Annotated in this window: 13 protein-coding genes and 1 pseudogene; 9 read left to right on the plus strand and 5 right to left on the minus strand. The window is 70.8% G+C overall.

Annotated elements, in window-relative coordinates; all coding sequences use genetic code 11:
* Positions 1-34: 34 nt before the first annotated feature.
* Positions 35-706 (minus strand): nucleotidyl transferase AbiEii/AbiGii toxin family protein, encoded by a 672-nt coding sequence (locus ACGFYQ_RS31370; protein ID WP_393749558.1) that lies wholly within the window; start codon positions 704-706, stop codon positions 35-37.
* The gene (locus tag ACGFYQ_RS31375) at positions 703-1,068 is read right to left on the minus strand and encodes a hypothetical protein (protein WP_393749559.1); all 366 of its coding nucleotides are present in this window, start codon (positions 1,066-1,068) and stop codon (positions 703-705) included. The genes ACGFYQ_RS31370 and ACGFYQ_RS31375 overlap by 4 nt, the downstream gene beginning before the upstream one ends.
* 267 nt (positions 1,069-1,335) lie before the next feature.
* On the opposite strand from ACGFYQ_RS31375, the gene ACGFYQ_RS31380 reads away from it, so the two are divergent.
* The 4 genes from ACGFYQ_RS31380 to ACGFYQ_RS31395 all read left to right on the plus strand — a co-directional run bounded on the left by ACGFYQ_RS31380 (position 1,336) and on the right by ACGFYQ_RS31395 (position 4,326).
* On the plus strand, positions 1,336-1,926 hold the full coding sequence (locus ACGFYQ_RS31380; RefSeq protein ID WP_393749560.1) for a hypothetical protein: 591 nt from the start codon (positions 1,336-1,338) through the stop codon (positions 1,924-1,926).
* Positions 1,919-3,241 carry an MAB_1171c family putative transporter gene (locus tag ACGFYQ_RS31385; RefSeq protein ID WP_393749561.1) on the plus strand — a complete coding sequence of 441 codons (1,323 nt, stop codon included), beginning with the start codon at positions 1,919-1,921 and terminating at the stop codon, positions 3,239-3,241. The genes ACGFYQ_RS31380 and ACGFYQ_RS31385 overlap by 8 nt, the downstream gene beginning before the upstream one ends.
* Before the next feature lie 105 nt (positions 3,242-3,346).
* The gene (locus ACGFYQ_RS31390) at positions 3,347-3,754 is read left to right on the plus strand and encodes a four-helix bundle copper-binding protein (RefSeq protein WP_393749562.1); all 408 of its coding nucleotides are present in this window, start codon (positions 3,347-3,349) and stop codon (positions 3,752-3,754) included.
* Positions 3,755-3,993: 239 nt separating this feature from the next.
* A complete protein-coding gene (locus ACGFYQ_RS31395) occupies positions 3,994-4,326 on the plus strand; it encodes a hypothetical protein (RefSeq protein ID WP_393749563.1) in 333 nt (110 codons plus the stop codon).
* Positions 4,327-4,478: 152 nt separating this feature from the next.
* Here the strand turns inward: ACGFYQ_RS31395 and ACGFYQ_RS31400 are convergent, their stop codons facing one another.
* The 3 genes from ACGFYQ_RS31400 to ACGFYQ_RS31410 all read right to left on the minus strand — a co-directional run bounded on the left by ACGFYQ_RS31400 (position 4,479) and on the right by ACGFYQ_RS31410 (position 7,171).
* Complete coding sequence (locus tag ACGFYQ_RS31400; RefSeq protein WP_393749564.1) at positions 4,479-5,360, minus strand: helix-turn-helix domain-containing protein; 882 nt, start codon at positions 5,358-5,360, stop codon at positions 4,479-4,481.
* 226 nt (positions 5,361-5,586) lie between these two features.
* A complete protein-coding gene (locus ACGFYQ_RS31405; protein WP_393749565.1) occupies positions 5,587-6,312 on the minus strand; it encodes a hypothetical protein in 726 nt (241 codons plus the stop codon).
* A 184-nt stretch (positions 6,313-6,496) separates the two neighbouring features.
* A complete protein-coding gene (locus tag ACGFYQ_RS31410; protein ID WP_393749566.1) occupies positions 6,497-7,171 on the minus strand; it encodes a TetR/AcrR family transcriptional regulator in 675 nt (224 codons plus the stop codon).
* Positions 7,172-7,384: 213 nt separating this feature from the next.
* Here ACGFYQ_RS31410 and ACGFYQ_RS31415 point away from each other — a divergent pair, with 213 nt between their 5' ends.
* From ACGFYQ_RS31415 to ACGFYQ_RS31435, 5 genes and pseudogenes are all read left to right on the plus strand, one after another.
* Positions 7,385-8,590: an NAD(P)/FAD-dependent oxidoreductase gene (locus ACGFYQ_RS31415; RefSeq protein ID WP_393749567.1), complete on the plus strand. Its 1,206-nt coding sequence runs from the start codon at positions 7,385-7,387 to the stop codon at positions 8,588-8,590.
* Positions 8,591-8,739: 149 nt separating this feature from the next.
* A complete protein-coding gene (locus ACGFYQ_RS31420; RefSeq protein ID WP_393749568.1) occupies positions 8,740-9,636 on the plus strand; it encodes an RNA polymerase sigma-70 factor in 897 nt (298 codons plus the stop codon).
* Between the two features lie 96 nt (positions 9,637-9,732).
* Positions 9,733-10,419, plus strand: a complete 687-nt coding sequence (locus tag ACGFYQ_RS31425) for a Tn3 family transposase (RefSeq protein WP_393749603.1) — start codon at positions 9,733-9,735, stop codon at positions 10,417-10,419.
* Positions 10,420-10,469: 50 nt separating this feature from the next.
* A pseudogene (locus ACGFYQ_RS31430) lies at positions 10,470-10,970 on the plus strand (dTDP-4-dehydrorhamnose 3,5-epimerase family protein); the annotation flags it as partial.
* A gap of 276 nt (positions 10,971-11,246) precedes the next feature.
* Positions 11,247-12,182: a hypothetical protein gene (locus ACGFYQ_RS31435; protein ID WP_393749569.1), complete on the plus strand. Its 936-nt coding sequence runs from the start codon at positions 11,247-11,249 to the stop codon at positions 12,180-12,182.
* Positions 12,183-12,249: the final 67 nt, after the last annotated feature.

Genomic DNA, 12,249 nt, shown 5'->3' on the forward strand with positions numbered 1-12,249 from the left:
CGCCGATCGGTTCGAGCCGGACTCCAACCGAACGTCAGGCTTCGTCGTCGTCGTCGTGGTCGTGGAGGCGTCGGCCGAGGTCGTTCACCCACTGCTGGGCCCAGGCGCGCAGCTCGGCCGTCTCGTCCTCGGTGAGTCCGTACGCGGCGAACTCGGCGTCGTCGGCCCAGTCCGCGCCGGCCAGGCGGTCGCGCAGATCCTGGAGACGGAACTCGTCGCGGCCGTGCCGCCTGCCGAGCCGCTCCAGCTCATTGGTGGTGCGGTGGCGGGAGGCGGCGTGGACATCGATGAAATCGCGGACGGCGCCGCGGTCGGCCAGGGCGCGCACCTTGGTGCCGATGACCGAGTCGAAGGCGAGGACCGGCCCGTACTCGGTCTGGGCCGGCGGCGTCCAGAAGTGCTCCTTCAGGACATCGACCTCGCACTCCTCGCCGGTGTCCGGGTCGGCGGCCATCAGCCGGGCCGACAGGGCGTCCACGTCGATCACGCGCACCCGCCAGCCCCGCGCGGCCAGGCCCTGCTCCAGGCTGGCGACGATCTCCGCCATCGGAGCCGGGTTCTCGGTGGCGACGTCGAGGTCCTGGCTCAGGCGCTCGACGAGGCCGTGCGCCTGGACGGCGTACCCGCCGGTGATCACGAGGGGGTACGGGGTGCCGATGTCGATGACGGCGGCCAGGAGCCGGCGGTGCAGGTCGCTCAGTTTCACGCCGCGGCGGACCCAGCGGTCGCCAGCTCGGGGAAGGCTTCCTCCCAGACCTGCCGTACGTGCCGACTGACCAGGGTGCGCAGGACGGGCCACTGCGCCAGGAGGAGGTCGCGGTTCAGCAGGGTCACGAGGTCCTCGTGCTGCCCCTCGGCCAGGACGGTGCGGTACAGGCCCATGCGCAGGCGCGGGCGGTCCAGGTCGTAGGCGCGCAGTCCGGACCAGGCCACGTGCAGGGGCAGCTCGACCACTCCGTGCCGCGGACCTGCGAGCTTCTCCAGCGAGGCGGGGAGCCGGCCCGCGTAGCGGGCGTGCAGCACCTCGGCCGCCGAGGGCGCCGGGCCGGTGGAGGAGAGCGTGACCATGGACCCGATTATCCCGCGTCCCGCCCGTCTCCGGTACCGCAGACGCGGCACACCGCCCCGTCGGCTACCACGGGCATCCCGTACGTGACTGATCCGGACTACGCCCGGTGCCGACATCCGGCCGGGAGGCATCCCCCGGGTCCTCCGGCCGGCCGTGTCCGCAACGGGGTGCTGGTGTTCAGCGGTCCGCCCCCCGGCCTTAGGATTTCGAACTTCGGTCTGATCGCGTCCGGGAGAGGACGCAGGGCGCTGCGGGGGGAAACGTTCATGCGCCGACTCGATCGGACGGGCGGCAGGGCCGAGGGTGCGGTCAGGCATCGTGTCGCCCGCAAGGAGGCCCGTCGCGCGCTCCGGGAGATGCCGTTGCCCCACCCCTTCAGTACGGCCGCGCTGATCTCGGGCATCGAGGCCGAACGAGGGCGGCGCGTCGAGCTCGTGTCCGTTCCGGACCGGCTGCTCGGACAGAGTGACGTCTGCGGGCTGTGGATCCGGCCCGAGGGACTCCTGCTGGACCTGATCTTCATCCCGGAGAGCATCTCGGGGTACCACCGCCAGCGGGTCCTCTTCCACGAGCTGGCTCATCTGTGGTGCGACGATCCGAAGACGTACCCCGAGCAAGCGGCGGCGCTTCTGCCGGACTTCTCCCCGGAGTTGCTCGCCCGCCTGGCCGGCGCGGGCCCCTTCATGGCCCGGCGCCGCTACGACACCCACGTCGAGATGCGCGCCGAGATGATCGCCGATCTGCTGCACGAGGAAGCGGCGGCCGCCTCCGGCCGCATCGAGGACGGCACGCTGCGGGGCCTCGACGACACCCTCTCCCGTCCCTTCTCCCGCCCGGCCAGGAGTGGTCTTGTCTGACTTTTTGACCTACGGAATCGTGCTGCTCCTCCTCGTCCAGGCGCTCTGGAGGATTCCCTCCGCCCTGCGGGGCCGCGTACGCGAGCGCTCGCTGTGGGGCGCCTTCGCCGTACTGGCCTGTGCCTGGCTGATGCGCACCGGCCTCGGCAGGTACCTGGTCGACGGCCTCGGCGTGGACGACCTGGCGACGCTGCTCAAGCACTGCCTCACCGTGGCGGGGATGTGCGTGCTGCTCCGGTACATCGCGGCGGTGTACCGCGAGGGCGCGGTGGTCGGGGGACCGTCCTCCCGGCGGGTGCGCGTCACGGTGGCGGTCCAGCGCTACGGCGTGGCCGCGGCGGCGCTGGTCATCGCCGTCATGGCGGCGGTCTTCCTCCTGGCCCTGGACCGGGGACCGGTGCCGGAGGACTCCCACTTCATGGACCGGCACGCCGGAGAACCCGGTCTGGCCGTCTACATGACGCTGTTCTACGGCTACTGCGGCGCCGTGATCACGCTGTGCGGATACCAGTGGGCGGGCGCCGCCCGGGCGGCCACCCGCCGGACGCTCCGTACCGGGCTGACGCTGATGGCCGTCGGCATGGCGGCGGGCGCGCTGTACGCGGTGGTCCGGGCCGTCTACAGCGTCCTCGTCGCCGTCCGTCCCGTCCCGGACGGCAGCGCCCACGCGCAGGAGGCCGTCACCGACGCCATGCTCTACGCCTCCTTCCTGTGCTGGGCGCTGGGCGTCATCGCCCCGGCGACGCAGGCGGCGGTGAACCGCGTACGGGCGTACAAGACGCTGGCGGGGCTCCATCCGCTGTGGCGGGACCTGGCGCTGACCGCCCCGGATCTGGTGCGCCAGGCACCGAGCCGACTCCTGCCGGGGCCGCGCTCAGGGTTGGGGTCGGGGGCAGGGTCGGGGGTGGGTCGTCACTTTGCCGACCGTCTCGACACCATGCGCGATCTGGTCTCGCACGACGCCTCACCGCACGCGCGGCTGGGGCGGTACGCCACCGAGATCCGTGACGTCATCCACGCGATGCGCCGACGCGCTCCCGGCGACCTCTACCAGCTGGCGCTGGAACTCGCCGAGAGCGAGGGGCACACCGGTCAGGACGCCGAGGCCGTCGCACAGGCGTACTGGATCATGTCCGCGCGCCTGAACATGCGGGCTCCGGTCCGCGAGCCGGGCGTACCGGCCGAGTTTCCCTCCGCGGGAGAGGACTTCCACTCCGAGGAGGTGCCGTGGCTGCTGCGCGTCTGCGAGGCGTACACGCGCGCAGATCCCGCGATCGCGGGGGAGCTGCTCGAGGATTCCCGCGCCTGCGCGTGACGATCCCGGGCGGCTTCGCGTCGAGAGGGGTTAGCTGGAGGTACCGGGGGCTTCCATGGCGGCCGCTCCGGGTCCGCCGGCCCTGCGGGGAACGGAGGCATCCTGATGTCCACCGTGAAGGACATGCTCGCCACCTACCCGGCCGACCTCGGGGACATCGACCGGGCCAAGCTCACCCGCTGCATCGAGGAGTGCATCACCTGCGCGCAGGCGTGTACGGCATGCGCGGACGCCTGCCTGTCGGAGGGCATGGTGGGCGACCTGGCCACGTGCATCCGCACCGACATGGACTGCGCCGACATCTGCAACACCACGGCTTCCGTGCTCTCACGCCACACCGGCTACGACGCCGACATCACGCGCGCGATGCTCCAGGCGTGCGCGATGGCGTGCAAGGCGTGCGGTGACGCATGCGAAAGGCATGCGGACACGCATGAGCACTGCCGCGTCTGCGCCGAAGCCTGCCGCTCCTGCGAGCAGGCGTGCACCGACCTGATCCAGGCGATGGGCTGAGTTCCGGGACGTCGGATCCCGGCCACATCAGTGGGTGCACTCCTTGCTCGGGACGTGGCGGCCCGAGGGGTGCCCTCAGGAGCCGTGCGCGGCGGGTCGGCGCGCGGTCACCAGCCATGCGGTGCTCCGCAGTGCGACTCCGCCGCCCGTCTCGTGGGGTCACAGTGCGTCCTGCAGGGCGCCGCGGGCCCGTCCCTTCGGCACGCCCGGCGCCCCGGGCAATGGTCGGGCGGGACACGGTGCGGGCCAACCTCGTCACGGTCACGGTCGCCCTGCTGACCTCCGTGAATCCCGCGGTGGTCACCCTCGCGATGACCCGCCCGGCAGCCGTCCTGCACACGCGCCAAGGGCTGGAGGCGGGGGCGCCCGCCTTCTCGGCCGTCCAGGACGCGGTCGCCGGCCATCTCGACGCCGAGAGCCGACTGGGCCGGATCCCGTCCGGCACCGACACCGCGACGACAGCTCTGGCATTGGTCGGGACCGTGCACCACCTGCTGATGACCAGCGCCTCGGACGGACCCGAACCCCGCCAGATCGCGGAGCGCCTGGTCAGCCTGCTGGCCGGCGCGTAGGGCCCTCGTACCCGCGCGGTGCGCACGGCCGATGACTCGAGCGCGGCCCGGGCCGCCGCGCCGGCCAGGAGGCTGACGGGCTGGGCGCTCCGGGCCTCGTCCCTGTTGTCGTCGGCGTGCGGGGCCGTGCGGTCGCCGGGATGCTCAGCGGCTCACTTCGGCCGCATTCCGTCGACGACGCCGCCGATGAAGTCCAGCAGTTCGGCGGGAAGCCCGTCGGCGCCTCCCCGGGCCGCGATGCCGGCCAGCCCTCCGCTCACCAGGCGCATGCCGCTGATGATCCGGTGCACTTCGGCGTCGTCGCTCCTGAAGAACAGCGGCGGAACGGCCAGTGCGGCGGCGAGCGCGTCCAGGACCTCGTCGGACACCACACGCACCTCACCCGTGCGCAGGCCGCGGACGAGGCCTTCGCTCAGCACCTGGGCGTTGACCGTGGCGTTGCCGCGTTCGGCGATCTGGGCGTCGGTGGGATGGGGCGCTGTGTACGTCGCCTCGAGGAGATGGGCGATCTTCTCCTCCAGGGTGCGCGGCAGATCGGCCGGCGCCGTGGGTACGGCGTCCGACGCGGGCTCAGAAGTCCGTCCCGGGCCGTCGGTCGGGGGTGTCCCGTCGGGGCCGGGACGGAAGGAACGTTCCTGGGCGGCCAGCAGCTCCGGCACGCCCACCCCGTACGCCTGGGCCAGAAGCGGCAGGAACCTCTCCGCGAGGCGGCGCCTGCCCCGTTCGGCATTGGCCACCGGACCGGCGCTCCGCGTCCCGGTGATGGCGGCCGTCTGGTACTGGGAGTACCCCGCGTCGCAGCGCAGATCGGCGAGGTCCGGAGGCAGCACCCGCGGGAACAGTTCGTCCAGTCTCATGCCGAGTGCCCGCGCGAGGGCGGGGAGCTTCTCGCCGTCCGGCGCCGACTTGCCGCTCTCCCAGCCGACGACCGCCGGTACGGAGACTCCGAGCCTCTCCGCTATGTCTCCCTGGGTCAGGTCGGCGGCTCGGCGTACTTTGCGAAGCAGCTGTCCGTCGAAGTGACGAACCGGCATGAGTTCTCCCGGGCTGAGACGGTGGGGCGCACCAACTCTAACGACTGCCCGACTTGATCAGTTCTCCAAATCTAGATAACTTCATTTCAGCGAACGGGGGTCGCTCCTCCGGGCAGTGCATCGCATCCCATCGCGTTGCACTGCCCTGCCGTGGGCCGACGCATGGGGGGACGCGTCGGCCCACGGGGTCGAGGATCATCCCGGCCGCCGGGACACCGGAGGCGATTCAGGGCGTTTCGGCTTCACCCGAACCGGGAGGGAGCGCGGTCCGTGCCGAGCCAGGCGACGCGCCGTTGGGACCCGGCGCGGGCCCGATGGCCGGAAGGCCCGAAGAGTCGGGGTCCTGTACGGGAAGAGGTTCAATACCCTTCTCCGCGCGCAGATACTCGGCGTCCGCCCTCCGGCGGACAGCCTCCGCCATGATCACCAGGGCCCGGCCTTCGAACTCGGCCTTGGTCTCCGCCGCCCTGCCTTCGAATTCGGCTCGGATCTCTGCCGCGCGACCCTCGTGCTCCGCCTGCGCTCCCTGCCCCCGCGCATGTCGCTGCGCGCCATCTGCGCGCAGGACGCGGGACACCGCCAGGCTGATGGCCGTCAGGAAGGCCGAGAGCGCACCGCCGGCCACGAGAATGTCGGGCGCGTCCTGCGGACCCAGATGACCGCTGGTCTTGTAGATGCCGAGGACGTTGCGCATCCCGTACCACGACAAGAGCGCTGAAAAGACGATCAGTTGCACGTTTGTCCAGCTGAGGGCAGATGGCCGCTGACCGGTTGTCCGCTCCGTCGTGCCCCGATCCTGAGGGCCCGAGGTCACGGAATCGCGGAAGAGCCACGCCGCCCCGAGGGCGCCGAGCATCACGGTGATCGCAGCCGGGTACACCCAACTCGGATAGCTCACCCCCCGCACCGCCTCGTAGAGGATCAGGATGATTCCGGCGAGTGCAAAGATCATGGCCGGTATCCTGAAAACCTGACGCGACGCAGACCGTTCGGGCGCAGACATGCGTCGAGTATGGCGTCACGCACCCGTGACCGGGGCCTGCTCCCTCGTCAAGCTGCGTTGGAGCACGGACACCGGCCGGTGGAGTGTCCCCGTTCCGTCGCCATGGCCTTCAACAGCCAGGCCCCGGCCGCCGTCAGCGCCGGCCGGTGCGCGGGGCGGCGTCGCCTTCCGGGCCGTCCGTCTCGTGTTCCTTGATCGCCGCCTCTACCAGGACACGTGCGGCCCAGGTGATGGCCTCCTGTTCGGCCTGCGGGTCGAGGCCGCGGACGTCGCGCAGGGCGATCTGCGCCTCCCAGCCGACCACGATGGTCAGGGCCGAGATCAGGCGCCGGAACGCCTCCTGGCTCAGGGTTCCGCGGAGCGGTTCGCAGGCCTGCTCCAGCCATTCCACCCGGCGGGGGCCCCGGCGCGGGGCGGCCGGCTCCTGGGTGCCGCTCGCCGGCGGATCGACGGTCAGGCGGATCAGCCGGCGGCCCAGGGGAAGCGACTGCGGTGAGTACTTCAGCAGCGTCCGGATGAGGGCGTCCACCCGGGCCGCGGGGTCGTCGGCGAGCGCGGGGTCGGCCAGTGCCTCCTCGACCGGGGGCTCGTTGAGCGCGCCGGCGGTCGCGTCGATCAGCAGGTGGTCGAGGCTCGGGAAGTACACGTAGATCGTGCGACGTGACACGTCGGCGGCGGCCGCGATCTCGTCGATGGACGGCGTCGCTCCGCCGGCGCTCAGTCGTACTGCCGCGTCGACGATCGCCTTGCGGGTGCGGCGACGCTGCGCTTCGCGTCCGCCACGGCGGACTGGATCGTCACTGGTCATCGTGCCCTGTGGCTCCCGGGTCGGGTGGGTCGGCGGATGTCTTGACGGCTGCTCACGGCATGAGTATATCTTCATGCAGTCATTGCATAGCAGTGCAGCGAATGCACTCTTGTGAGTTCTCTATGGCGCAGGTCACACAGCCGTACCTGTCACACGGGCCAGGTCGTCGGTGTCTCGTGCCCGACAGCCGACAACGAAAGAACGGGAATCACCATGACCGAGAACACCGATGTGGTCGTGATCGGCGGCGGCTACGCCGGCGTCATGGCCGCCAATCGCCTGACGCAGCGCGACGACGTGACCGTGACGCTGATCAACCCGCGTCCGGACTTCGTCGAGCGGATCCGCCTGCACCAGCTGGTGGGCGGGTCCGACGACGCGGTCGTCGACTACCGAGAGGTCCTGGGCGAGGGCGTCCGGCTGGTGGTCGACACCGTGGCACGAATCGACGCGGCCGGGCGCAGCGTGACGTTGGCGTCGGGCGGCACGGTCGGTTACGACTACCTGATCTACGCGGTGGGCAGCGGCAGCGCCGACCCGCAGGTGCCCGGGGCGGCGGAGTTCGCCTACCCGATCGCCACCTTCGAGGAGGCGGCGCGGCTGCGCCCGGTCCTCGACGCCGCGCCCGCGACGGCGGCGGTGACGGTCGTCGGCGCCGGTCCGACCGGCATCGAGACCGCCGCCGAGCTGGCGGAGGAGGGCCGCGCCGTGACCCTGGTGTGCGGCGGGGTGCTCGGTCCGTACCTGCACCCGCGGGGCCGGCGCTCGGTCGCCGAGCGGCTGGCCAGGCTCGGTGTGACCGTGCTCGACGGCCCCGGCGCGTCGGTGACGGCCGTGACCCCCGATGCCGTGTGGCTCAGCGGCGGCCGCCAGCTGCCGAGCACGGTGACCATCTGGACCGCCGGATTCGGGGTGCCGGACCTGGCCGTGCGCAGCGGGCTGAGCACCGACGCCCTGGGACGGCTGCTCACCGACGAGACGTTGACCAGCGTGGACGACGTGCGCATCGTCGCGGCCGGGGACTCGGCGGCACCGTCGGACCTGCCGCTGCGGATGAGCTGCCAGGCCGCGATGCCCCTGGGCGCGCGGGCCGCCGACACGGTGCTCAGCCGGATCGCGGGTGAGCAGCCCTCGCCCCTCAACCAGGTGTTCGCCGGCCAGTGCATCAGCCTGGGCCGACGCGCCGGCATCTTCCAGTTCGCCCACAGGTACGACGTCGCGCTGTGGTTCCACATCGACGGTCGCCCTGGCGCGAGGCTGAAGGAGTTCGTGTGCAGGGGCATCGTCAAGCATCTGGCCGGCGAGGCGGGCAAGCCCGGTTCGTACGGCTTGCACCGCGTCTCAGGAGGCGCCAAGCGCCAGGAGTCGCTGCGGGCCAAGGGCGGCGAGGCGCCGGCCACCGCTGCACGGGCCGCCTAGGTCCTGTCCGGGCACGCGTGGCCGATCCGGTCCGACCACACGGATCCGGCGGCCAGGCCGAACGGCTACCGACGACAAGGCCCTTGCTGTGGATGCAGGCTCGTAGGCTTCGGCAGCAAGGGCCGGCCGCGAAAGAGAGAGATCGGGATATGAGCGACCACGCCACCGACCCGGCGACCGAGACGTTCGTCGCCCACCGCAACCTGCTCTTCACCGTCGCGTACGAGATGCTCGGATCGGCGGCCGACGCCGAGGACGTCCTCCAGGAAACCTGGCTGCGGTGGGCCAAGGTCGACTTGGTCGAGGTGCGCGACCAGCGCGCCTACCTGGTCCGGATCACGACCCGGCAGGCCCTCAACCGGCTGCGCACCATGAGCCGCCGCAAGGAGGCGTACGTCGGCCCCTGGCTGCCCGAGCCGATGCTCACCGCACCGGACGTGGCCCAGGACGTCGAGCTCGCCGAGAGCGTGTCGATGGCGATGATGCTCGTCCTCGAAACGCTGTCGCCGACCGAGCGCGCCGTCTTCGTGCTGCGCGAGGCCTTCGATGTCGGCTACGACGAGATCGCCGCCGCCGTCGACAAGAGCCCCGCGGCCGTCCGCCAGATCGCCCACCGCGCCCGTCGGCACGTCGATGCCCGCCGCCCCCGCCAGGCAGTCTCGCCCGGCGAGACCCGGGCGGCCCTGGAGTCGTTCCAGCGCGTACTCGAGACCGGGGACCTGCAGGGCCTCCTCGACGTGCTCGCCCCGGAGGTCGTCCTCGTGAGCGACGGCGGCGGCATCAAGCAGGCCGCGCTGCGGCCGATCACCGGCGCCGACAAGGTGGCCCGCTTCATGGTCGGCGGCCTCGGCAAGAACAAGCGCCCGATCTCCGTCGCTCCCACCGTGGTCAACGGCAGCCCGGCACTCCTCGTACACCTGGACGGGGAGATCGACGGTGTCATGGCGCTCCGTGTCGAGGACGCCCGCATCACCGGCCTGTACTACGTACGCAACCCGGAGAAGCTGTCCCGCGTCGAATCCGAGACCACGCTCACCCTGCGATGAGTTCCCGGTGGCGGATGGGACAGGGAAGCGGCGCATCGCAGCATCGGGTGGCTCACAAGACCGACACGCAAGCCGGGTCGGCTTCCGGTCCGCCTGCTGCCCCGGCTGAAGAACATCGGCAGCATCCGCCTGTACCGCCCGGACGACGACCCGCCCGGCTGGCCGGCGCTCGGCGCCTCCCTGACCCGGGCCATCAAGTGGGACCTGATCGAGCAGCAGTACGACCAGATGGTCAAGTACGCCACTGCACTCCGACTGGGGACGGCGGAGGCAGAGCAAGTGCTGCGGCGCTTCACCCGCGGCGGACCCAAACACCCCACGTACGCTGCGCTCGAAGAACTCGGCCGCGCGGTCCGTACGGTCTTCGCCTGCGACTACCTCGCCGCTCCCGACCTGCGCCGGGAGATCCACGGCGGGCTCCAGGTCGTGGAGAACTGGAACTCGGCGAACACCGTGCTCCACTACGGCAAGGGCGGCGCGCTCACCGGCCCGGACAAGGAACACGCCGAGACCTCCATGCTCGCCCTGCACCTGCTCCAGTCCGCGCTCGTGCACGTCAACACGCTGCTGCTTCAGCAGGTCCTCGCCGAACCGGCCTGGACGAAGAAGCTCTCGGACGAGGACCGGCGCGGGCTCACCGCGCTGTTCTGGTCCAACATCAACCCGTACGGCACCTTCCGCCTGGAGATGGACAAGCGGCTCGACCTCGCGCCGCTTCTCTCGATGCCCCGTCCCCGCACCCCGGCGGACGCCTCCGACCAGGCCCTGGCGGAGCCGAGGTGAATGCCGCGCCGACGGGCCGGTGCCTGTACCGGCCTTGAGGGCCAACGGGACAGGCGAATTGCTCTCGCTCCGTGCGTGGCACCCTTCGTGGCATTCACTATGCGTCGGTCCCGCCGGGGCAGGCCAAATACGTCACCTGTGTCAGCGGCGCCGTCCTCGACGTGGTCGTCGACATTCGCACCGGCTCCCCCACCTTCGGCACCTGGGAGGCGGTTCGGCTCGACGACAGGGAGCACCGGAGTGTCTACCTCGCGGAAGGGCTTGGCCACGCCTTCATGGCGCTGGAGGATCACTCCACCGTCGTCTACCTGTGCTCGCAGGGATACGCGCCGCAGCGTGAGTTCGGGACTCACCCGTTGGACCCGGCGCTGGCCATCGCCTGGCCCGAAGACCTCACGCCTGAGCTGTCCGAGAAGGATGCGGCGGCGCCCAAACTCGCGGAGGCGGAGCGGCAGGGTCTGTTGCATTCCTACGGGGAGTGCGTCGCCTTTCGCCGAGGTCTGCGAGCGGGCCAATCCGATGGACGGCCTGCCGCGGTGGCGTCGACGTAAGCGCATGTGCGGAGTTCTGCCACGACGATTTAGTCAAACGATTCACGAGGTGCCTGATGGTTTCGCGGCCGCTCGGGTGATCTTCGATCACGACACGGGTCGGCGAGTAATCATCAAATCGATGAGAGTGAAGAATGACTCTGGCCGTGGCTATGGGTGCCGCGACGCGCATGCGAAATGAGCGCACTTATAGGGTGTGCACACTTGCGGTGTGGTCACTCCAAGTTCTGTGAGGAAGGTTCTCTGGTGAGTCGTAAAACCCTCCGTAGTTCCCGCATGAAAACCGCCACGCTGGTTTCGGTGGGCACACTCGCCGTGGTGCTCAACCTTGTCCCGAGCACGACGGCCATCGCCGACGCGATCCACCGGTCCGGCACCGAGCACACCCTGGGACTGCCGGGCCCGAACGGCGCTGTGAGTGCCGACCCCGACAGGGACCGGGGCCATGGTAAGCGCGGACCGCAAGGCAAGCGGGGCCACCAGGGCGCTCAGGGTGACCAGGGCGCTCAGGGTGACCAGGGCTTCCAGGGCGCCCAGGGCAACCAGGGCAACCAGGGCTTCCAGGGCAACCAGGGCAACCAGGGCGACCAGGGCTTCCAGGGCAACCAGGGCTTCCAGGGCTTCCAGGGTGCCCAGGGCAACCAGGGCGACCAGGGCTTCCAGGGCAACCAGGGCGACCAGGGCGACCAGGGCTTCCAGGGCTTCCAGGGCAACCAGGGCGACCAGGGCTTCCAGGGCTTCCAGGGCAACCAGGGCGACCAGGGCTTCCAGGGCGACCAGGGCTTCCAGGGCTTCCAGGGCAACCAGGGCGACCAGGGCTTCCAGGGCAACCAGGGCGACCAGGGCTTCCAGGGCTTCCAGGGCAACCAGGGCGACCAGGGCTTCCAGGGCAACCAGGGCGACCAGGGCTTCCAGGGCAACCAGGGCTTCCAGGGCAACCAGGGCTCGTCGGAGCTTGACCTTTACATCCAGCAGGGCACCACGGAGACCTCCGACGGCATCCTGGCAGTCACGTCGACTGCCACCTGCCCGGGTAACGACGTTGCCACCGGCGGCGGCTTCGATGCTGGCGGCAGCCTTACCGTCAACGTCAAGCGGAGTGTGCCGATCCCCACCACTGACGACGCTGAACCCGAGGGGTGGCAGGCCACCGCCACACTCGCCGTCGGCGAGACGTTCACCGCCTACGCGATCTGCCAGGATGTGGACTGACTCCCATGTGAGCGGCGGTGCGGTATAGGCCGTCCGCTTCATCTGGGAATGAGTGGGCGGTGCCCCG

The organism is Streptomyces sp. NPDC048258 (assembly GCF_043201995.1).
Taxonomy (GTDB): Bacteria; Actinomycetota; Actinomycetes; order Streptomycetales; family Streptomycetaceae; genus Streptomyces.

Coding starts and splice junctions, on each gene's coding strand:
- ACGFYQ_RS31375 (WP_393749559.1), bottom strand. CDS start 1,068: ATGGTCACGCTCTCCTCCACCGGCCCGGCGCCCTCGGCGGCCGAGGTG.
- ACGFYQ_RS31380 (WP_393749560.1), top strand. CDS start 1,336: ATGCGCCGACTCGATCGGACGGGCGGCAGGGCCGAGGGTGCGGTCAGG.
- ACGFYQ_RS31390 (WP_393749562.1), top strand. CDS start 3,347: ATGTCCACCGTGAAGGACATGCTCGCCACCTACCCGGCCGACCTCGGG.
- ACGFYQ_RS31400 (WP_393749564.1), bottom strand. CDS start 5,360: ATGCCGGTTCGTCACTTCGACGGACAGCTGCTTCGCAAAGTACGCCGA.
- ACGFYQ_RS31405 (WP_393749565.1), bottom strand. CDS start 6,312: ATGATCTTTGCACTCGCCGGAATCATCCTGATCCTCTACGAGGCGGTG.
- ACGFYQ_RS31410 (WP_393749566.1), bottom strand. CDS start 7,171: ATGACCAGTGACGATCCAGTCCGCCGTGGCGGACGCGAAGCGCAGCGT.
- ACGFYQ_RS31415 (WP_393749567.1), top strand. CDS start 7,385: ATGACCGAGAACACCGATGTGGTCGTGATCGGCGGCGGCTACGCCGGC.
- ACGFYQ_RS31420 (WP_393749568.1), top strand. CDS start 8,740: ATGAGCGACCACGCCACCGACCCGGCGACCGAGACGTTCGTCGCCCAC.
- ACGFYQ_RS31435 (WP_393749569.1), top strand. CDS start 11,247: ATGAAAACCGCCACGCTGGTTTCGGTGGGCACACTCGCCGTGGTGCTC.